The 21,686-nt window shown below is 59.6% G+C and carries 18 protein-coding genes; 10 read left to right on the forward strand and 8 right to left on the reverse strand.

What is annotated here, in order from left to right; all coding sequences use genetic code 11:
- Position 1: 1 nt before the first annotated feature.
- From ACAX43_RS00555 to ACAX43_RS00595, 9 genes are all read left to right on the forward strand, one after another.
- Positions 2-184, forward strand: a complete 183-nt coding sequence (locus tag ACAX43_RS00555) for a hypothetical protein (RefSeq protein WP_370706481.1) — start codon at positions 2-4, stop codon at positions 182-184.
- 20 nt (positions 185-204) lie between these two features.
- Positions 205-1,251 (forward strand): Flp pilus assembly protein CpaB, encoded by a 1,047-nt coding sequence (gene cpaB, locus ACAX43_RS00560; protein WP_370706482.1) that lies wholly within the window; start codon positions 205-207, stop codon positions 1,249-1,251.
- A 23-nt stretch (positions 1,252-1,274) separates the two neighbouring features.
- Positions 1,275-2,948, forward strand: coding sequence for a pilus assembly protein N-terminal domain-containing protein (locus tag ACAX43_RS00565; protein ID WP_370706483.1), 1,674 nt, complete (start codon positions 1,275-1,277; stop codon positions 2,946-2,948).
- Positions 2,949-2,970: 22 nt separating this feature from the next.
- Entirely contained in the window at positions 2,971-4,878 is a 1,908-nt protein-coding gene (locus ACAX43_RS00570; RefSeq protein ID WP_370706484.1) for an ATPase, T2SS/T4P/T4SS family, read from the forward strand.
- 10 nt (positions 4,879-4,888) lie between these two features.
- Positions 4,889-5,737, forward strand: a complete 849-nt coding sequence (locus tag ACAX43_RS00575; protein ID WP_370706485.1) for a type II secretion system F family protein — start codon at positions 4,889-4,891, stop codon at positions 5,735-5,737.
- 3 nt (positions 5,738-5,740) lie between these two features.
- Entirely contained in the window at positions 5,741-6,622 is an 882-nt protein-coding gene (locus tag ACAX43_RS00580; RefSeq protein ID WP_370706486.1) for a type II secretion system F family protein, read from the forward strand.
- Entirely contained in the window at positions 6,619-6,969 is a 351-nt protein-coding gene (locus tag ACAX43_RS00585) for a DUF192 domain-containing protein (protein ID WP_370706487.1), read from the forward strand. The genes ACAX43_RS00580 and ACAX43_RS00585 overlap by 4 nt, the downstream gene beginning before the upstream one ends.
- Before the next feature lie 89 nt (positions 6,970-7,058).
- Positions 7,059-7,790, forward strand: coding sequence for a TadE family protein (locus tag ACAX43_RS00590; protein ID WP_370706488.1), 732 nt, complete (start codon positions 7,059-7,061; stop codon positions 7,788-7,790).
- A 28-nt stretch (positions 7,791-7,818) separates the two neighbouring features.
- Entirely contained in the window at positions 7,819-8,667 is an 849-nt protein-coding gene (locus ACAX43_RS00595) for a lytic transglycosylase domain-containing protein (protein ID WP_370706489.1), read from the forward strand.
- Positions 8,668-8,694: 27 nt separating this feature from the next.
- Here ACAX43_RS00595 and ACAX43_RS00600 read toward each other — a convergent pair whose 3' ends face one another.
- The 7 genes from ACAX43_RS00600 to ACAX43_RS00630 all read right to left on the reverse strand — a co-directional run bounded on the left by ACAX43_RS00600 (position 8,695) and on the right by ACAX43_RS00630 (position 15,888).
- Positions 8,695-9,069, reverse strand: coding sequence for an Hpt domain-containing protein (locus tag ACAX43_RS00600; protein ID WP_370706490.1), 375 nt, complete (start codon positions 9,067-9,069; stop codon positions 8,695-8,697).
- Positions 9,070-9,092: 23 nt separating this feature from the next.
- Complete coding sequence (locus ACAX43_RS00605) at positions 9,093-9,734, reverse strand: response regulator (protein WP_370706491.1); 642 nt, start codon at positions 9,732-9,734, stop codon at positions 9,093-9,095.
- Positions 9,735-9,979: 245 nt separating this feature from the next.
- Positions 9,980-11,053 (reverse strand): OmpA family protein, encoded by a 1,074-nt coding sequence (locus ACAX43_RS00610; protein ID WP_370706492.1) that lies wholly within the window; start codon positions 11,051-11,053, stop codon positions 9,980-9,982.
- Positions 11,054-11,370: 317 nt separating this feature from the next.
- Complete coding sequence (locus tag ACAX43_RS00615; protein ID WP_370706493.1) at positions 11,371-12,210, reverse strand: ABC transporter permease; 840 nt, start codon at positions 12,208-12,210, stop codon at positions 11,371-11,373.
- Between the two features lie 23 nt (positions 12,211-12,233).
- Positions 12,234-13,502 carry an ABC transporter permease gene (locus tag ACAX43_RS00620; protein ID WP_370707063.1) on the reverse strand — a complete coding sequence of 423 codons (1,269 nt, stop codon included), beginning with the start codon at positions 13,500-13,502 and terminating at the stop codon, positions 12,234-12,236.
- A gap of 100 nt (positions 13,503-13,602) precedes the next feature.
- Positions 13,603-14,652, reverse strand: a complete 1,050-nt coding sequence (locus tag ACAX43_RS00625; RefSeq protein ID WP_370706494.1) for an ABC transporter substrate-binding protein — start codon at positions 14,650-14,652, stop codon at positions 13,603-13,605.
- A 129-nt stretch (positions 14,653-14,781) separates the two neighbouring features.
- Positions 14,782-15,888: an ABC transporter ATP-binding protein gene (locus ACAX43_RS00630; RefSeq protein WP_370706495.1), complete on the reverse strand. Its 1,107-nt coding sequence runs from the start codon at positions 15,886-15,888 to the stop codon at positions 14,782-14,784.
- Positions 15,889-16,018: 130 nt separating this feature from the next.
- Here ACAX43_RS00630 and ACAX43_RS00635 point away from each other — a divergent pair, with 130 nt between their 5' ends.
- Positions 16,019-17,569, forward strand: a complete 1,551-nt coding sequence (locus ACAX43_RS00635; protein WP_370706496.1) for a PLP-dependent aminotransferase family protein — start codon at positions 16,019-16,021, stop codon at positions 17,567-17,569.
- Between the two features lie 96 nt (positions 17,570-17,665).
- On the opposite strand, the gene ACAX43_RS00640 is transcribed toward ACAX43_RS00635, so the two are convergent.
- Positions 17,666-21,475 carry a DUF748 domain-containing protein gene (locus ACAX43_RS00640; RefSeq protein ID WP_370706497.1) on the reverse strand — a complete coding sequence of 1,270 codons (3,810 nt, stop codon included), beginning with the start codon at positions 21,473-21,475 and terminating at the stop codon, positions 17,666-17,668.
- Positions 21,476-21,686 lie beyond the last annotated feature (211 nt).

A 21,686-nucleotide genomic window follows, 5' to 3' on the forward strand; every position in this document is an offset into this window, starting at 1 on the left:
AATGAAACATTCCGCTAGGCGCCCTCACCGGCAACGCGGTCAAGCCTATGTCGAATACGTGTTGGTTACGTTGTTGATTGCGATCGTGCTGATTTCAGGCAGCGACACTCCGCCCATCACTGCCCTAGTCGCCGCATTCAAATCGTATTTTGGTGCTTACAGCTTCACTCTCTCGCTGCCCTAATTCACCAGGGCTAATATGTCATGCTTAAAAAAATTAAATTTCGCTCGCTTCTTGGAAATTCTTGGGTTCTGCTGTTCGCCGCCGTGCTGGTGGCAGGCGGCCTGACGTTTCTGTTGTACAAATATCTTACGGACCGTGAGGCAAAGCTCAAGGCCGAAATGGCCGGCCAGCGCAACCGCGCCGGTATAGAAGTAGTCGTTCCGAGTAGGGATGTGCCAGTCGGCACGCCGTTGTCGAGTGGAGACTTTGTCGCACGCGAGATCGCTCCCGATCTGGTCTATGACGACATGATCCGTGCCTCGGATTTCGACACGTATCGCCCGTCACGTCTCGTCAGGGCGGTCCGCCGAGGCCTGCCGCTGCGCGCCGGAGACATCGACGCGTTGCGCGGCCGTGATTTTTCCGACGTTGTGCCGGCCGGTCAACGCGCACTGACGCTGGAAATCGATACGGTGAACTCGACCGCTGCGATGGTCCGCCCAGGCAATCGCGTCGACATCTACTGGGTTGGTAAAAACCTTGACCAGCAGGCCGATGCCAATGCCGCGCCCGGCGATAACAAGACAATCCGATTGCTGATGCCCGACGCGCTGATTCTGGCTACTGGCCAGGACGTCCGCCCGCGTGACGCTGGTGAAGCCATGCAAAACGCCAGCAATCCGCAGACAGCGTCGAATTACGGCACCGTCACGTTGCAAGTCCCCGTATCCGAGGCCGCACGACTCGTGCTGGCGCAAAAAGTCGGCACGCTGCGTTTGATCCTGAGGAATTCAGACGACAAGGACAACCGCGTTCCGACCCAGTTTGTCGAAAGCAACCTGTTCTCGCCTACGACCAAAGCCTCAGCGGGCGTCGTGGAAATCATCTCGGGCGGCGGCGACATGGCGCAAACGAAGCTCATTCCAGCGTCCCCGGCCGCGCCCGCTGCACACATCCCCTCGCAATCGTCCAACTGGTCCCCCGATTCGTCCGCGGAAGCCAAACAGCCGAGCGTCTATGAACAGGCGAATGCAATTGCCAAACAGCTTCAGAAGATCGATACGCGCGGCACGCCGGGTCGGAACTAAGTACAGAACACAGGTTTCAAGAAATGAAAGTCAAACATCAGCCGACGGTGTCCCGTCGCCGAATCTTCACGTCGATGCTTATGGGCGTCATGTTGTGCGAAGCCGCGCCCGTTGCGCTCGCGGAACCCGCTACTTCGTATTCCGAGGACAGCGCCTCGGCCAGCGCCAGTCTGCTTGAAATGTATCGCGGCGAAGTCCGCATCTTGCGCGTGCCTGGCACAATCAAGCGCGTGGCGATCGGTAACGGCAAACTGGTGACCGCGAATGTAGTCGACGGTCGTCTGATGCTACTCGGCGAAGCGGCAGGCGTTACCTCGCTCGTGGTGTGGAATGAAAAAGGCATCGCGCTGCAAACTACTGTGCGCGTCGCGAAGGGTGACGTGAACGCCTCTCTCGATCAGTTGCGCGCCGTTTTGCAGTCAGTACCTGGGCTGCGTATCCAGTCGGTCGGCCCTAACATCGTCTTGTCGGGCGTTGTGCATCGTGACATGGCGCCACTCGTCAAAGCTGCCACCGAAGACCTCAAGAACGTGATCGACACCACCACTGTCGACGAAGGTGACGCGCTGAAGAAGACCATCCACTTCAAGGTGCAGATCATGGAGATCACGCGCACCGGTCAGCAGAATCTCGGCATCGCGTGGGACAGCCAGTTTAACGGGCCGCAAATCGGCGGAGCGGCGAGCGTCGCAACCGGCGCCGCTACCGCCGTCACGGCGGGAACAAGCTACTTCCTCGCGGGCATCGCGTCCAACATCACGTCGAAGATTAACTTCGCGGTGAATAACGGCGATGCCTTCATTCTAGCGGCACCCGAACTGAACACCAAGAGCGGCGGGACCGCGACCTTCCTCGCGGGTGGTGAAGTGCCTATTCCGAAAGCAGGCGCGCTCGGCACCACCGATGTCGACTACAAGCCGTATGGCATCACGCTGAACATTAAGCCGGTTGTCGACGCGAACAACATCATCTCGGCCAATCTTCAGACTGAGATCAGCCAGATTGACCCGTCGGTTTCCTATGGCGGCTTCCCCGGCTTCATGACCCGCAGAACGAGTTCTGACATTTCTATGCGCGCTGGCGAGACCATCGCCATTTCCGGACTCATCAGTGCAGACGCATTGAGCGCTAGCAACGGGATGCCGTTCCTCGGCCAATTACCGATCATCGGCCAGTTATTCCGCTCAGATAGCTTCCGTTCGAAGAAAAGCGATCTCGTAATCTTTGTGACACCCGTGATTTCCGATCCAGCGCTGTCGCCTAATACGGATCTGCTGGCGCGTGCGGACAAGCTCGACGCGAAGTATCGCAGTAGCTATGGCAATCCGAGTCCACTCGCGGCCACGGAATGGGAAGACTCTACCCCAGCTACACGGCATCCGATCGCGCCCACACGGGCGGTCAGTCCGGCGCCGGTTCGCAACACGCCGGTGCAGGCACCCGCCGTCAATCCGGCACCGGTTACCAATAGCACGCCGCCACCGGCGCCGGCGCCGGCGCCGGCGATCGGCCTCGTCGAAGCGATCCGCATGCTAGACACCGCAAAACGTCCGCCGGTCGCAGCAGGCAATGATGCTCCCACGGCGCCCGTCGCCCCGACCGATCGCTTGACCGATCCCGCGCCCACACCGCCCGCTGTTGTGAGCGGCAAGGTGCCAGCACAGCAAGTCGGTGTGCTTGGCAATTCCGGCAATTGAACGGGTTACATCGAGAAGCATCATGCTAAATCTTCAAGTACACGCGCGTAACGCGCCCGTCCAAACATTCCAGATCGACCAGGGTTGCACGATCGGCAAAGACTCCGGCTGCGATATCGTGGTCAAGGGTATGCTGGTCGGCAAGCTTCACGCCCGCATCGTGCAGGAACACAATGCGTACTACATCGAGGATCAAGGCGGCATTGCAGCGACGCTGGTCAATGGCTCACCGATCACGCGATATGGTCCGCTAACAGAAGTCGACCAGATCGAAATCGGCACAACGACCCTGAAAATCGCGCGCGCCACCGCTTCGCATGCGGGCCATGCTGCTTCACCGGCAACATCTGCACACTCGCCAGCGGTCCACGCCGACGTGCGCGCAGCAACGGCGTTCGCACAACCGGGAACGTGGCCTACTCCCGCCAATGTTGCTGACACTAACATCGCCTCCCAGGTGACGTACACGACGCTGCAACCGCAAGCATCCGAACACGTTTCGTCAGCCAACGTCACTTCGTTTGCCGTGCCAGCGGCAAACCAACGGCCTACCGAGGAAGCAACGCAAGCGCCGACAGCCCCCGTTCCGGCCGCCGTTCAGCCGGCACGCGCTAAAAAGACCGCAGCGCCAATCCTGCCTGTTGCGCCGATCAATAGTCCCGCCGGTATCGAGCTACGCAAGCGTGCCCACATGAAGGTGATCGCAGCACTCGACTTGCGGCGCCTGAACGTCGCCCGCATGGAAGACGACGAGTTGCGCAAAACTGTCAACACAGCACTCGACGAGATCTTCGCTAACGACAGCAGCTTCCGCACAACCGAAGTGCCAATTGCGACGCTTAAAAAAAGCGTCTTCGATGAAATCATCGGCCTCGGCCCGCTCGAGGAGTTGATTGCAGACCCGACGGTATCCGAAATCATGGTCAACTGTCACGACGAAATCTTCATTGAACAGTCTGGCCGGCTGACACGGTCGCCAGTCATCTTCACCGACGACCGCGCAGTGCTTGGCGCAATTGAACGGATCGTCGCGCCGATCGGCCGCCGGATCGACGAAAGCTCGCCGATGGTCGACGCACGTCTTTCCGACGGCTCGCGTGTGAACGCGGTCATTCCACCTTTGGCGTTGAAGGGTCCAAGCATCACAATCCGAAAATTCTCGCAGCGCAAACTGGTCGGCGAGGACTTGATCAAATTCGGCTCGATGTCACCTGAGATGCTGGAGTTCCTGCAAACCGCGGTCGAACAGCGCGCCAATATCATCATCTCCGGCGGCACGGGCTCGGGCAAAACCACCTTGCTCAACGTGCTGTCAAGCTACATTCCGGATGACGAAAGGATCGTCACCGTCGAAGACGCGGCGGAACTGCAGTTATCACAGCCCAACCTCGTCTCGCTCGAAGCGCGTCCCGCGAACATGGAAGGCAAAGGCGCAATTCACATCCGCGATCTCGTGAAGAATTGTCTGCGGATGCGGCCTGACCGAATCGTCATCGGTGAATGTCGCGGCGGTGAAGCACTGGATATGCTGCAGGCAATGAACACCGGCCACGACGGCTCGCTTACCACGGCCCACGCTAACGCGCCGCGCGACTGTATCGCCCGTCTTGAGGTAATGACATTGATGGCCGGCCTCGACCTGCCGGTGCAGGCAATCCGCGAACAGATCTGCTCCGCCGTCGACATTATCGTGCAACAGACACGCTTTTCCTGCGGCTCGCGGCGCGTGACTCACGTCACGGAAGTTAGCGGCATGGAATCAGGCGTTATTCAGCTGCAGGACGTCTTCGTCTTTAAGGAAGAGGGTTTTGGCGAGAACGGTAAGATCGATGGTCAATTTGTGCCGACAGCGTACATTCCTGATTTCTATCAAGACCTGATTCGCAGGCGTATTCCCGTGAATACGGATATTTTTACCCGCACCGAATAACGGGCCCGTCATGAGTCTTCCTATTATTCTGGGTCTCGCCTTTTTCGGCAGCATATTCCTCATCTGGATGGTCGTTCGAACCGGCAAGGCCACGATTACCACGGGCTCGCACCAAATGGCCGGCGAGATCGAAGCATCGCTCGCTGACGCGTTCGTGTTCATCAACCGGCAAAAGATGGCCGCGTGGACCATGCTCGCCATCGTGGTGTTGCCCATCCTCGCGTTCCTGTTGAGCCACAGTGTTCTGGTCGCGCTGGCCGCGTTACCCATCGCGCTGACACTCCCGAAGAGATATCTTGCACGCATGCGCAAGAAGCGTATCGCTATGCTCGAACGCCAGCTGCCCGACGCGCTGCTAATGATGGCCGGCGCTCTGCGCGCCGGTGCGAGTTTTCCCATCGCGCTGGAAAGCGTAGTGCAGGAATCGGCTCCCCCGATCTCACAGGAATTCGACCTCCTGATGCGCGAAATCCGTCTCGGTATTGACCTTGACATTGCAATGCGTAACGTTGAGAAGCGCATTCCGATTCCCGATTTCATGATGGTGACGGCAGCTATTACTATTGCGCGGGAAGTCGGCGGCAACCTTGCTGAAGCACTGGAATCTGTCGCGGGCACTTTGCGCGAAAAGCTTCAAATGGAAGGGAAAATCAAGGCGCTGACTTCACAGGGACGTATGCAGGGAATTGTGATGACCTGCTTGCCGCTGCTCCTGATGCTCGTCCTACACTTCATGGAGCCTAAGGCCATGGCGCCGTTGTTCGACGAACCAGTCGGCTGGGGCACGCTGGCCGTTATCGCGGTGATGGAATTTCTTGGCTACAAGTCCATCACCAAGATCACCAATATCGATGTGTGACCTATGCTGCTATTCATTGCCTTACTCGTCAGTTTCGGCGTGGTGCTCGTCGTGGCGCTTTGCCTGAAATCGGTCAGCGGCTTGACCGCCGTCGTCAGCGACGAAGACCGCACCTATCTCGACCCGTTGCCGAAGCCGCTACGCATGCTGTGGCCGCTCGTCAATTTCGTGGCTCACCACTTCGGCCACATTTTCGGAGACAAGCTCGTCGAGAAGACCGAAGACCAACTGCGCCTAACGTCTCTGTTGTTTCTGATGAACGCACGGCAGTTCCTCTCGCTATCGCTTGTTTCGTCGATATTGGTAACGCTCGTCGCCCTTGTCCTCATGCTGGCACTCGGGATGTTCTCGTTGTGGGTGCTGATCGGGGCCGCTTTACTCGGCTATTTCTATCCACGCATCTGGACCAGAGACGTGCGTCGTCGCCATGTCGCGGCAATTCTCAAGCATCTGCCGATTTATCTCGACTTCCTAACACTCGGCGTCGAGGCCGGCCTGAACATCAACGGTGCGATTCAGAAGGCGGTGGAAAAAGGCCCGGAAGGTCCATTGCGCCGTGAGTTCGAACATGTATTGCGCGATCTGAAATCCGGTCTGAACCGTACGGAAGCCCTTCGACGTTTCGACGAGCGGCAACGCGTTAAGGAAGTGACCAATCTCGTCGGCGCCGTAGTGCAAGCGGAACGAATGGGCGCGGGCCTCGCGAAGACGCTGCGCTTCCAGTCTGTGCAGCGTCGCGTGGAGCGCTTTCAGCGCGCAGAGAAGCAGGCCATGGAAGCGCCGGTCAAACTGGTGTTCCCGCTGCTTATGTTCATCTTCCCAGTTACCTTTATCGTGCTCGGCTTTCCGATCGCTATGAAATTCGTGCAGGAAGGTCTGCTATGAAGTTTGTCAGTCTTTTTATCGGCGAACACCCTGTCGGCGTCAGGGTATCGATCACGGAAACCACGCGGGAGCGCATGCGCGGCCTGCTCGGCCGCGATGGTCTTCCCAGCGACGAAGCACTGCTGCTGCAGCGTTGCTGGTCAGTCCATACGTTCGGTATGCGCTTTGCCATTGACGTACTCTTTCTCGACTCGAATGGACGCGTTGTCGGCATCCGTCACGAGGTGCCGAGACGGCGCATGCTGCTTAACCTTCGAGCGACGCAAACTCTAGAATTGGCCGCAGGCGCGGTCCACCAGCATGGTATCGCACTCGGCGATCAACTTGCATTTGAGGCGCCCCTGTGAATTCTCCATGTTTAACGGCCCAGCGAGCCATCTTCCGCACACCTGCACGAGTAAGTGAAGCGCGCAAGCACCGGCAACTCGGTCAGTCCATGACAGAGTTCCTAGTCATCGCGCCGTTGCTACTGTTCTTCTGTTTTGCCACCGTGCAGTTCGTGCTGCTCTACCAGGCAAAGTCGACGCTTGATGTTGCCGCTTTGGAGGCTGCCCGTGAAGGCGCCGTCAACAATGGCTCGTTGACATCCATGCAGGCGGGCCTCGCACGGGGACTTGCGCCTCTCTATGCGCGTCAAGCCGGCGCGGAAGGTGTACAAGCTGCGCAGTCGAAGGCAAAGCTCGACGTCACCAGTTCTAGCACCATCACAACTGTCAGCCCGACACTCGCGATGGTGCAGGACTTCGCACAGCCTCGCTACTACCCTGACCAAGGTGTGTCATACATGGAGATCCCTAACGATACGCTGATGTACCGCGACTCGCGCAACTTGGGACCGCGCTCTCAAGTCAACATCCAGGATGCAAACCTGTTGAAGATTCGCGTTCACTATTGCTACGACATGTACGTACCCCTCGTCAACAAAGTGTTGTACTACGCGGTCAACGTCATCGGCAATATTGGCACGGGCGGCATTCTAACGCGCGAGCCGGCTGACCAATCTCAAGATCCGTATGGATCGCGTCGCAATCCAGACCAGTTGTGTAAAGTCACGCTAGAAAACGGTATTCAAACTGGCCGTTGGCCAATAGCGCTCGAATCCGAAGCACTCGTACGCATGCAGTCGAGCTATCGCGCCAGCGCTGCGAATGATGCGAAACAGCCTTAATCGTGCAGTCACAGCCATGGCGCGCCGCATGACCCTCCCAGAACTGCCCTCGCATCTCGGCAATCTGCCCGAACATCGCTCGGTGCGGAATGTATGGGCGCCGCACTCACCTCTGCGCAACCGAATACTGGCGATCCTACTCGCGAGCGCAGGTTGCCTGCCGGTCCTCGCAAACGCGGCGGACACGAAGCATCCTCACGCTCGCAGTGCATCGAACGTCATCATGATGATCGGGGGAATGGCGGATGGCGATCACATCGCAGCGTCTGCGCCGTCAACCCCATCGGCAGACCCGCTTGTGACATCGGAAGCCGCTAGCAAGCTGTCGGTCGTCATTCAACCGAGCGCCGGACAGATCTCGCCGTCTGCCCCGTCGTCAGCATCGGTCGAGTCAAGGGTCATGGCGCTCGCGCCACTCGTCGACGAGGTGGCCCGCAACACGGATCTCGACAGTGCTTTGCTTATGGCCGTCATCGACACTGAATCGGGTGGAAACCCGCAAGCCATATCGTCGAAAGGTGCAAGTGGCCTGATGCAATTGATGCCCGAAACGGGCGCACGGCACGGTGCCACGAACCTGTTTGACCCGCGTCAAAACATTGCAGCCGGGGCGCGCTATCTACGTCGGTTGCTGCGGCAGTTCGGCGATGTGCAACTGGCGCTCGCAGCCTATAACGCCGGGGAAGGTGCTGTGCGGAAGTACGGCGACCAGATACCGCCGTATGCGGAAACAATGAAGTATGTCCCGAAAGTGATGGGACGATACCTTCGATATCGAAGTGCAACGAACTCCGTTAACGATATGTCGAACGATGCCACGACGAAAACGCCTCAAGAAAGGTTTCTACTGGTCCGACAAAGTATCGAATCGGATTAGTTGAGCGAAAAAGCATATCAAAATAGATCAGTGCCGAGTGCCTGTGTTAAGCAAATCCTCTAATTGTGCATTCAGGCGTTCTAGCGAGTCAGTAACTACCGACAAGACTGTTCGCACAAGCGCTGTCTTACGCGTCTTGGCAGCGGCTTCCAGTCGCGCCAGCAATGTGATCAGCGCCGATGAATCGAGCAGGCACATCGCCCCCTTGAGCCGATGTGCTTCGCCACTTACGTTGTCCCATAACGACGCATTGAATGAATCACGCAGGGCGTCAAGCGTCGCTCTATTCGTGTCGATCAACAACCGGATCAAATGTTGTTCAACAGCGGCGTCGCCGCAGGCGAGTTCGTGGATTTTCGCGGTGAGCGTCTGCCGGTCGTTCGCGGCAATCGTGTAGCTCACGGGGTATTCTGCAACGGTGCGTGTCATCGCGTCGGCACAATCCCGCAGCGACGCGTGTAGTCGACCAAATCGACCATCGTTTTAATGTCGAGTTTGTGCATAATGCGCGTTTTGTGACTGCTGACAGTCTTGTTGCTGATAAACAGCGCGTCGCCAATCGCCTTGTTCGACATGCCCTTCGACAGCATCTGCAAAATCACGAGTTCCTTATCGGACAACAGCGTGAGTCTGTCCTCTTCATTTGCCACGTTGGCGCCAGGCCCAAGACCAGCACCGCTAGCGGTCACGGGAAACACCGTATAGCCGGCCAACACGGCCTCAACACCGCGCATGATTTCCTTCATCTCCTGTGACTTGGCGACGAAGCCGTGCACACCCGAACGCATCGCCCGCGGCGCGAAGGTAGCCGGGTCCTGCCCCGACAGTACCAGCACTCGCATTGCGGGATGGGCGAGCTTGAGACGCGGAATCACATCGAGCCCGCTTATGCGCGGAATATCGAGATCAAGGATTGCAAGTTTTGGCGTGTGTTGCCGGGCCATTTCGACGGCGGTTTGGCCATTGTCGGCCTCAATCACCTCTTCAACGCCAAGCAGTTGCATGAGCTGCATCTTGATGACCAGCCGAAATGCTGGGTGATCGTCGATAACTAGAATAGTAGACATATATTGTATTCCTCATGAAAAGTATCCCCGTCGCACACAAACGCTTACCAGCGGTAAGCCAAAAGAGCCGCATCCAGCGAAGAGAATGCGCGCAAAGCGTTCCCGCCTCGCGGCGGAGTACTGCAGGGAATTAAGTTAGGGGGCTCACAGCAGAGCCGGAATATAACGCGGGCAGCGGAAATATCGATCGGTTGCACGACTTCAGCATTAGTTCACGCCAACGTCATTCTTGCTGCACTGGCAAGCTATGACGCCCCGAGCACGAATTCGATCTCAACACGTCGGTTCGGCGCAAGGCATCGCACCAGTTCATCGCGCTTGGTTTGTTGACAGGTAACCAGTTGATTCGCACTGCCTTGGCCCTGCGCGGTTATCGGCAAGGTTACGCCGTGATTATTCAGATACTGCCGGACCGTCAACGCACGCTGCAAAGAAAGGCTCTGATTGTAAGCATCGCTACCGAGCCTGTCGGCGTAGCCGGTGATCTTTAACTGACGTATGGCGGGAGCCTTCTTCAAGCCAGTGACGACGTCGTCAAGATGTTGCTTGCCGGCCGGCAAGATCGCCGCCTCATCGCCGCCGTTGAAACGGAACAGCGAGTCGGCTCGCAGCGTTATTTTTCGCGGCGCCTGCGCTACCGGTGCCGGTGCCGGTGCCGGTGCCACCGTGTGCTTCGCTTGCGAACATTGCAGCGCCGTTTCCGCGGATTTCCGCAGGTTGTCCTGAACCTTCGGTAAGCGCTTTTCAGCGTTGGAGAAACTCCGTGTCCATGCGTCATGTCCAGCTTGCATGAGTTCGACTTCGGCACATGCCAAGGGCTGTTGTGCTTGCGGGCATTGAGCAGTGGCGGGATCAGCCTTGATGGTATTGACGATCTTCCACAGATCGGGGCGCACCGTCGACACGGTCCGCAACGCCGGGTTGGCAGCGGACAACGGCGAGCCATTTTCGAGGCTCATCGTAATCATTGCGGCCTGACCAATGGCTTCTTCGACGAAGCCCCATCGGTCGTTAGCCTGCCAAGCGTGTTGGCCAGCGTCCAACCAGCATTGCGCCTTTGCGTGGAAATAACTGCTTTTGTCGCCGGGCAATTGATCGAGCCGCTGTTGCAACGATGCCATTGCGGTGCGGCTGCTGACGATTGGCGCGTAGGTGTCGATCCATTGCCCATTGGCCGCGCCTGCAGCCTCGTCCTGGGAGGCGCCGACGCCGGTTTTTAGCACGGTGGCATCTTCGATGCCCAACCGCTCACGCGCGGCATGGTCCGCGCAACCTGACAAGGCCAGCGCACATGCGAGGATCGTTAGCTGAAGTTTCATTGAATTTCTGCGTCGAGCGCATCTTCCTTAAGATGGTTCCGAGTATGAAGAGACGCAGGAAGGGGGGGAATGGGAAGATTCTTAGAATGACGTCAGAAAGTTGAGACTTTCGGGAAAATCACGTCAAACGCAGGAAAAGCTCGGTATCGGAGGAGTCGGGACATTTGCGTGAGCCGCGACGTCGCCACAATGCAAGGCCTGTGCATGGACCCATGCCGCGCCGGACCTAGGGCGCGTGGGTACGGCGCGGGTCGGTCAATCCAATCAGCATCGCACCGTCCTGCCCTGCAACGGCGGCGAGGCATCGGGCCAGCCATTCACGCCCTCACCGCCCGCGCCGCATTCCGCCCCCGCAGCCATTCCAACGCCAGCAACAAGCAAGTCGAAAACACAATCAAAATCGTCGCCAACGCCGCGATCGTCGGGCTGATATTCTCTCGAATGCCGGTGAACATCTGCCGCGGCAACGTCGTCTGATCCGCCCCAGCCAGAAACAGCGTCACCACCACCTCGTCGAACGATGTCGCGAACGCGAACAACGCCCCCGAGATCACCCCCGGCGCAATCACCGGCAACGTGATGCGGAAAAACGTCTTCATCGGATTAGCACCCAACGACAAACTGGCGCGCACGAGGTTGTAATTGAAGCCCTGCAAGGTCGCCGCCACCGTCGTTACGACGAACGGCACACCAAGCGATGCGTGCGCCAGAATCAGCCCGATATAAGTATTCGCCAGCCCCAGCGGCGCAAAAAACAAATACATGCCGACGCCGACCACCACCACCGGCACGATCATCGGCGAAATCAGGATCGCCATCAGCAGCGCCTTGCCGCGGAAATTCGCTTTGGTCAGCCCGATCGCAGCCAAAGTGCCGAGCACAGTTGCGACCACGGTGGCCGACGGCGCCACAATAAAGCTATTCTTCGCCGCCATACGCCATTCATCGGACGCGATCAGGTGCTGATACCAGCGCAGCGACCAACCCGGAATCGGATACACCAGAAACGTGCTCGACGAAAACGACAGCGGCACAATCGCCAGCACCGGCAAAATCAGATAGAGCAGCGTCAGCACGGCAAGGGCGCGCAGCGCGAAGTACCACATGCGTTCGACCAAAGACATATGCGGCGCGAACAAGGGCTTGGCAAGTTTCATCGCGAGTAAGCTCCGTTCAGGAATCAGCCGAGGCTCAGTGACGAACGCGTAAAGCGCCCGTAGATGACATACAGCACGAGCGTCGCGGCGAGCAGCAAACCGCCGAGCGCGCACGCCATGCCCCAGTTGATCGTCACGTTGGTGAAGTACGCGACGTAGTAGCTGACCATCTGGTCGCCCGGGCCGCCGAGCAGTGCCGGTGTGATGTAATAGCCGATCGCCAGAATAAACACGAGCAAGGCGCCCGCGCCGATGCCCGGATAAGTCTGCGGCACATACACGCGCCAAAACGCGGCGAAAGGGTGACTGCCGAGCGAGATCGCGGCGCGCTGATAGGTCGGCGGGATCGACTTCATCACGCTATACAGCGGCAGGATCATGAACGGCAGCAGAATGTGCGTCATCGAGATGTACACGCCGGTTCGGTTGAACAGCAGCGCCAGCGGATCATGCAACAGCCCGCTCGCAATCAGCGCCTTGTTCACTAGCCCTTCGCTTTGCAGAATCACAATCCACGCGGCAACGCGCACGAGGATCGACGTCCAGAACGGAATCAACACGAGAATCATCACCAGATTCGCGCGACGATCGGACAGCGTCGAGATCCAGTAAGCGAGCGGGTAACCGAGCAGCAGCGCAAAAAACGTCACGGCCGCACCGATCACAAACGTGCGGCTGAACACGGCGAGATAAATCTGTTGGTCTGGATCGGTCGGGATAATGTGGCCGAACGCGTCCTGTTTATGGTCCAACGAAGCCAGTAGATAGAAGGGCGAATACACACCCGAATTCTTTGCAATCGCCTGCCAGTAAGAGATGTCGTTCCAACGCTCATCCAGTTCGACGAACTTCGCGTGAACCTGGGCAGGCGTGAGATTCAATGGCTTGCTGTTGTCGTCGACGAACGGCATCGCATGTGCCGATTTCGCTACCAGAGAGCGGTAGCCGGGAATTTCGACGTTCAGGCGGCGTGCGAGCGCCCCCATGCCGTCGCTATCGGCGACCGCGGTGAGGTCCACCGCCAATGCGGCATACGCTGCATCAGGAGGCAGCGTCTTGCGATCCCAACCGTTCAACGCATTCAGTGTATGGGGTAAGGCGTTGACCACTTCCGGATTCTGCGCGGCGCGTGTCAACAGTGCGCCAATCGGCACGACAAAAATCAGCAGCAGAAAAATGGCAAGCGGTGCAATCAGCAGCAGCGCCATGGCGCGCTTCTTTGCTTCCGCGGCCTTCAGTTCGCGTTTGAGCCGAATACTCGACTCAGGTGTTGAATCGCCGACGATCGTCATCGTAGTCACACTCGTCTCCCGACATGCGCTTGCATTTCACTGCATCGATACGGCGCGGCTTCGGTAACAAGAAAAGCCGCGCCTTCCCGCGCTTAACTAATTACTTCGAAGCCCACGACGAAAAACGTTGCTCCAGTTCATCGCCATGATCGGTCCAGAACGCAAGGTTCTGCAGCACTGCGTTCTTGCCATTAGCCGGCGAGTTCGGCAGATTTGCAAGCGTCTTCGGATCGAGCGACTTGATGGCGGCCACGTTCACCGGCCCGTACGCGATGTTGTGTGCGTAGTCCTGCTGCGGCTTCGACGAAATCGAATAGGCGATGTACTTCTCCGCCAGCGCCTTGTTCGGCGTGCCCTTCGGAATCGCCCAATAGTCGAGATCGTAGATGCTGCCGTTCCACACGACCTTGAGGTTCTTACCTTCCTTCTGCGCGGCGTCGATGCGGCCGTTGTACGCGGTAGACATCACCACGTCACCCGCGACCAGAAATTGCGGCGGCTGCGCGCCCGCTTCCCACCACTGGATATTCGGCTTCAGTTCATCGAGCTTCTTGAACGCACGGTCTTGACCTTCCTTGGTGGCAAGCACCTTGTAGACATCCTTTGGCGGCACGCCGTCGGCCATCAACGCGAATTCGAGGTTGTAACGCGCCCCCTTGCGCATCGCGCGCTTGCCCGGGAATTTCTTCACGTCCCAAAAGTCGGCCCAGCCGGTCGGCGCGGTTTTCAGCTTGTCGGCGTTATACGCGAGCGCAGTCGACCACACGAAGAAGCCCACGCCGCAGGTTTGCGGCGCTTCCGGAATCAGATCCGACTTCTTGCCGATCTTCGACCAGTCGAGCTTCTCGTACAGCCCTTCGTCACAGCCACGGCCGATGTCGCCTGATTCGACTTCCACCACATCCCAATTCACATGCTTCGCTTCGACCATCGCCTTCACTTTGGCCTGCTCACCGTTGTATTCGACGGCGGTCACCTTGTTGCTGGTTTGCGTTTCGAACGGCTGGTTGAATGCGACCTTTTGCGCGTCGCCATTCGCGCCGCCGAAGTTGACGACCGTCAGTTCGGCTGCATTGACCTGCGCGGCTCCCAGCGCGAGCGCTACAGCACCGACAGCGATGGCGCAGCGCGATTTCCCGATCTTGCTCATGGTGTGTTGCTCTCCTTTGGTGGTGGGCTTTCAATTTTCAGCTAAGTACGGTACGGCTTGTTTTATGTGCTGCTGACTCGACCTACCTAAAACGGACGAACTGCGCCGACCACTTCGCGCCAAACGCCCTCACGCCCCTGCAAACACCCGCAGATGCTCGGGCGCGAACTCCAGCGCGATCGGCGCGCCGGGCGCGAAGGTTTCGAGTGCGTCGGTGCCGAGCGGCACCTTGACAAAGCACTCGTCCTGCTCCGGCAGCCCACAACGCATGCGCACGTGGTCACCGAAATAGATCAGCCCGCGCGCTTCACCGGCCAGCGCGTTGGCGCCGGGCCGCGACACGCCATTCGCCCGGTTAGCGAGCTTCATGCGTTCGGGCCGGATGCACGCGACCGCCGGCGTGCCCGCCCGCGCGCCACCGATATTGCGTCCCGTGAGTCGCGTGCCGTCAATCAGATGAAACTCGCAATACTCACCGTCGACATTCGCGATCGTGCCGCGCAGCTTGTTGCTGTCGCCAATGAAGTTCGCGACGAACTCGTTGCACGGCGATTCGTACAGACGGTCCACCGTGTCGAGTTGCTGCACGATGCCTTTATCGAACACGGCAACGCGGTCGGACATGGTCAGCGCTTCGCCCTGATCGTGCGTGACGTACACAAACGTCACGCCGAGCTTCTCGTGCAATGATTTAAGTTCGTACTGCATGTGTTCGCGCAACTGCTTGTCGAGTGCGCCGAGCGGTTCGTCCATCAACACAAGCTTGGGCTCGAATACCAGCGCCCGCGCCAGTGCAATGCGTTGCTGCTGACCACCGGAGAGCTGTGCTGGGTAACGTTTCGCGAAACTTTCCATGCGCACCATCTTCAATGCGTGATGGGTGCGGTGCGCGCGTTCCTCAGCCGAAAGTTTGCGCACGGTGAGCGGGTACGCGACGTTCTGCTCGACCGTCAAATGCGGAAACAGCGCGTAGTTCTGAAACACCATGCCGATGTTGCGCTTATGCGGCGGCACGGTATTGAGCAGCGTGCCGTCGAGCCAGATCTCGCCGCCGGTGGGAAATTCGAAGCCCGCCAACATCATCAGACACGTGGTTTTCCCTGACCCGGACGGTCCGAGCAGCGTCAAAAATTCGCCCTGATAGATATCCAGATCGAGTTGTTTGACGACCAGCGTTTCGCCGTCGTACGTCTTGCGCACCCCTCGAAAGCTGACGATCACGTCATCGGTTTTCATGCCCTCGTCTCCTCTGCTGTCCAGCTGGCTCCCTCTGCAAAACAGAGGGGATAGCGTCAATTGCGTGGCTCACTATAGTCCCTTACGGTTCTACAATATGGAACCATTTCATTATTCCGGGTAGAACCACTTGGATACCGTGATCTTGTCGGATTGGCTCGCCGCGCGGCTCGACCGCGCGGCCGCCGAACCGGTCTACAGACAGACGTTGCGGCTGATGCAGCAGGCCATTCTGACCGGCCAGCTGCCGCCCGGCACCAAGCTGCCTAGTTCGCGCACGCTCGCCGAAGACCTCGGCATCGCGCGCAATACGGTGCTGCACGTCTACGATCAGTTGACCGCCGAAGGCTATGTGATCTCGACCACCGGCAGCGGCACGTATGTCGCCGACACGCGGCCGGACAGCGCGGCGGTGAATGCGCGCAAGAAGCCAGCGGTGGCGGGTGTCGACGAGAAGGGTGAGCGGGGAGGCTCGCCCACGGCGCTCCCGAAACGCGATCGCGCCGGCCTCTCCACGCGTGGGCGAAGGCTGATCGATCAGGCCGGCGTATCCGCCAAACAGTGGGGTGCGTTCATGCCGGGCGTGCCCGACGTCGCCGAATTTCCGGCGCGCACGTGGAGCCGCCTTCAGGCGAGGTTGTGGAAGGAGGCCAATCCCGACTTGCTGACCTATGCGCCGGGCGGCGGCTATCGGCCGTTGAGGCGTGCACTGTCCGACTACCTGCGAGTGGCGCGCTCGGTGAATTGCACGCCCGATCAGATCATCATCACGACAGGCATTCACCAGTCGATTGACCTCGCGGTGCGTCTATTGACCGACGTCGGCGACCGCGCGTGGGTCGAAGAGCCGTGCTATTGGGGCGTACGGAGCGTGCTGCAATCGTCGGGGATAACGCTGGTGCCGGTGCCGGTCGACGAAGAAGGGCTCAACCCACGCGAACAGGATCTGAAACAGCCGCCGCGCCTCGCGCTCGTGACACCCTCGCATCAGTATCCGCTCGGCATGGTAATGAGTCTCGCGCGCCGCCGCACACTGCTTGAATACGCGCGGCAGCACAACGTCTGGATCATCGAGGACGACTACGACAGCGAGTTCCGCTACGGCAGCCGTCCGCTCGCGTCGCTGCAAGGACTCGATGACGCCGGCCAGGTGATCTACGTGGGGAGTTTGGGGAAGATGCTGTTTCCGGGTTTGCGGATCGGCTACATGATCGCACCCGAGCATCTGGTGGATACGTTCCGCACGGGCGTGGCCGAGCTGTATCGCGAAGGGCAGTTGATGCAACAGGCGGTGATGACCGACTTCATCATGGACGGCCATCTCACGTCGCATGTTCGCCGCATGCGTGCGCTATATGGTGAACGCAGGCAGATCCTGATCGACGCGATCACTGCGCGTTTCGGTGACGAACTGCCGGTGATGGGCGACGAAGCCGGCTTGCATCTGGTGCTCGGCCTGCCCGACCATGCCAACGATCGAGCGGTGACGGCCGCGGCTTACGACGCCGGCGTGATCGTGCGGCCGCTCGCCGCTTACTACAGCACCGAGACGCCCGCGCGGCGTGGGCTGCTGCTGGGCTACGCATGCGTGGCGAACGAGAAGATCGGCCCGGCATTCGACACGCTCGCGCAGGTGATCGAGCAGACGGTGTTGAAGAAAGCGCCGACGCGCGCCGCTTGAGCGCAAGCAGCCGCTGCCTCGCACGGCGTTACCAGATGCGGCCGCTACGCTGCAATTCGCGCAGCAGCGTAAGGCCATCACGCGTGTGGTCATCTATCACTTCAAGCCAAAATCCACCCGCGTCGTCGCACCCTTATCCTTGATGCCGTCCGCGTTCAGTTTCGGCGCGACGATAAACACGCGGCTGCTATCGATCTTGCCCTCGAAATACTGCTGCACGGCTTGCGCCCGTTGCTGCGCGAGTTGACGCAAACTGGCGTCGTCGATCGGCGCATTGGCGGCAAGCGCGCTCTTCATCTCGTCGTCCGGCAGGCTCTTGGTCAAGCCGACAAAATTGCGCGGCTTCTTGAAGTCGGCGGCCTTGTAGGCCTTGGTCAGATACTTATCGTATTCCTTCGGATCGACAGTCACCGTCGACAGATCCACGCTCTCGCCATTGCCGACCACGTCCTTGATTTTCTGCTGCTTGACCAGCCGTTCAACATAGCCCGTGCGCAACGCCGGTTCGTCGATAGCCGGATCGACACGGCCGATCAGGTCGATACGGATCGACGTCTTGTCGGCGAGCGCCTTCACGATCGTGTCGAGTTTCTTGTCGGCGGCGTCCGGGAGTTTCGCCGACCCCGGCTCGAATTCGACATAGCCCAACTCCTCACCATTGCCGCCAAACGCATTGGCGATCAGCGAGAACGGCGCGGTCACGGCCTTCTGCAACAGATTAAGTACCGCATGCCAGATCAGCCCGCCAATGCTGAACTCCGGATTCGATAACGATCCCGACACCGGGAGGTTCACGTCGATTTCGCCGCGCGAATTTTTCAGCAGCGAGATTGCGAGACGCACCGGCAGCTTGGTCGCCGTGTTGTTCTCGACGTGATCGCCGAACGTGAGTTGATCGATGAAAATATGATTGTTCGCGTTCAACTGATCGTTGTCGAGCTTGTAGTGCAGGTCGACGTTCAGCTTGCCCTTGGTGATCGGATACCCGGCGTATTTCGCCGAATACGGCGTGAGGTTGGTGAGCTCGATATCGTGCGCGCTCGCAGTCAAATCGAGCGCCGGCTTTGCAATCAGCGGATTGATCGTGCCGCGGATCGACAGCGGACCATTGGCCGCCAGCTTCGCAGCGATGTCCACAGGCGCGGGCGTGGTCGATTGAGTACCGAACGCGCCGACCGTCCCTTGAATGCCGACGAGATTTGCCGTGAAGTTCGGCTTGATGAAGTTGTCGGTATAAGTCACACGGCCCTGCTGCAGCACCAACTGGCCGAAGTGAAGTTTGACGGGGCTTTGCGGCGGCGTGGCGGCGGTGACCGTGGCCGGCGTGTTAGGCGTTGCCGACGACGCCGGAACCGCCGCGGACACTACTTCGGGCGACGACGCGGCTTGCGGCGTCAACGGCACGGGTTCCGCGCCGCTCTTGTCGCGTGTCAGCGATTTCGCGTTACCGCTTTGATGTGCGATCACGTCGTTGAGATTCAGCTTGCCTTGCGCATCGAGCAGCACGCGCCCATAGAACTTCGTGAACGTCACGCGCGCCGCGTCGACCACCGTGCCGTGCTCGTCGTAGTCGGCCTTCAGGTCGGACAGCGCGAGCGATCTCCATCCCGCGAACGGGTCTGAGGTCACCTTGTCGAGCATCCGTACGTCGACGAGCGCCACGTCGCCGCGATACGTCGCTTTGAGCGCCTTCGCCTGAGTCAGCGCGAGGTCGCCGTTCGCGTTGAGCAACGCGCTCGCGATCAGCGCGTTCAGCTTGCCGCCGAAGTACGGTTCGAACGCAGCCGCGTCGAGCCGGTTCGCGTTCACCTTGACAGCCACCTTAAGCGGCGTCGCCGTGACGTTGCCCGTTACGCCGAGCGTGCCTTTCTTGTTGAGCGTTGCCTGCAGATCGATCGGCAGCGGACGGCTCAGATCGTCGCTGATCTGCTGCACCTTCAGTTGCAGCGGCGTCACGCTCAGCGTCACCGGATGCGGCGTGGTGTTGTCGGTGAAATTGGCGGTCGCGTCTTTCAGGTTGAGCTCGCCGATCTTGTAATGCCACGCAGGCCCTTCCGCCTGGGCCTTCTTCACGGCGTGGATCGCTGTGCGCTGCTGCTCGGCTTGGTGCGGGCCGGCGAGCGCGGCAAGGTCGATGCTGCCGTCTTTCAGACGCTGCGCATTGACCACCAGACCGGTCGTGTCGACGCCGGCGATATCGGCGGTGCGCCCCGCAACGTCTACCTTTTTGACCGTCACGCGGCCTTGCGCGAGCGAGACCACCGGCTCCTTGCTGCCGCGTGCCGCGAGTTTGAGCGATTGCAGATCGAGTTGCGTGTCGGTGACCATCACCGCCGCCGGCGACCTCGACCAGTTTGCACCGACGCTTGCGGTGGCGGAAAGCGCGCCGCCCACCACTTGCGCGGCGGTTGCGGTGTCGAGATACGGTTGCAGCAGCGGCAACTTCAATGACTTCAGATCGAGCTTCGCACTGGCGGTCTTCGCCACGAGACCGAACGCACCCGCCGCGCCGAGCGAGCCGCCGCCGTCCTTGAAGTCGGTGTTCAGCGTGTAGTGTGCGGGCGCGGTGGCGAGCGTCGAAAAATCGGTCAGCGTGACGGCCAGTTTTTGCAGGCCGAGGTCGACGGGGCGCGAGGCGGCCTCATCGTGGACGTTGACGACGCCGTCGTTGAGCACGAAGCGCTTGATCGACAGGTCCAGAGGCGGTGCGGCCTTGTCCGCGGCGGTAGCGCCCGATGCCGCAACTGGCGCGCTCGCCGTATTCTTCGCCGTGGCCGACGCAGCCGGCGTAGACGCGGCCGGAGCGGGCGCCGATGCCCGCGAAGCCCCCGCAGCGGGCGCAGGCGCAAACATCCGCTCGACACTCAACACCCCTTCTTTATCACGCGCGAGATTGGCGCTTGGCGCGTCGATGCGGATATCGTCGAAGTGATACAGGCTCTTCAGCGGCTCAAGCATTGCGGCGGTGACATGCACCGCGCGCGCGGCGAAGAACGGCGCCTTGCGCTGATCGCGCACGTCCACGTCGCTCATATCGACAGTGCCCGCCACGCGCAGCGAGGGCGCATTGTTGGAGACCACGAAGTGGAGCTTGAGGTCAGTGGACAGCTTGCCGCTCTGCACAATCACCGGCAGCTTCGTCGGCACATACGACATGAGACGCGGCACGTCGAGCCCCTCGAAACGCAGCGACACTTCCGATTCGCGCGACGCTGCAAACGGCTTGGTCTTGCCGTCGATGGCGAGCGGACTGCCGTCGATACGCGCACGCAGCAACGGCTCGACGAAAATGTCGGTTTTCGAAGGCAGGGTCGCGATAAACGGAATGCCGAGCTTCCATTGATCGATCACATGCGTCGTGCCGAGCAGCCTGTCGTCGAACGTGATCTGGCCGTTTTCGAGGCGAATGTTCGACACCGAGAACAGCGTCGGCTTGCTATTGGGCTTGGCCGGCTGCTTCGAGAACTTCTCGATCAGGTCGGTGAAATTGAAGCGCTGCGCATCGTAGCGAACGATATGAAAACGCGGCGAATCGAGCTGCACTTCGTCGATAATCGGCGCGGCGCGAAACAGCGAGCTCCACGACGGTTTCACAATGAGCCGTGAAATATCGACGAAGTCGCCCGCGCCGCCGCGCTCGCCGATATGCACGCGATCGGCTTCAAGCTCGAGCGTGTACGGATTGAGCGCGATGCGGCCAATCGTGGCAGGTCGATCGAGTTGCTTGCTGAGTTGCTGCTCGGCGATATGGCGAATCAGCGGGGGCGCCGCGAAAAAGCCCAGCAGACCGAACACTACGAGGAAGATCAGCAGACCCGTGATGGCACGCCGGGTACGGCGTGACTGCGCGACGTCGCGCACGGTCTGCATGGAAGATATCAGGGATGCTTTATTGAGGCTTGCCATGCTCGGTCTTGGGTAATGCAGCGGCAAGGCCGCCGCGAAAACGAAAATCCCGCAAGCGGCAGTATAAGTGGTGAATCTTGTGTGGGTAGAAATGTAAGCGGTGGCTTACACATTGTTCTGCGCTACAACGTCACGTGTACGCCGCCATGAAGCGGCGAACACGCGCTGATTCAACCATCACTCACGCATTGCCGTCACACCAGTGACGCAT

The organism is Paraburkholderia sp. IW21 (assembly GCF_041321145.1).
In the GTDB taxonomy this organism is placed as follows: domain Bacteria; phylum Pseudomonadota; class Gammaproteobacteria; order Burkholderiales; family Burkholderiaceae; genus Paraburkholderia.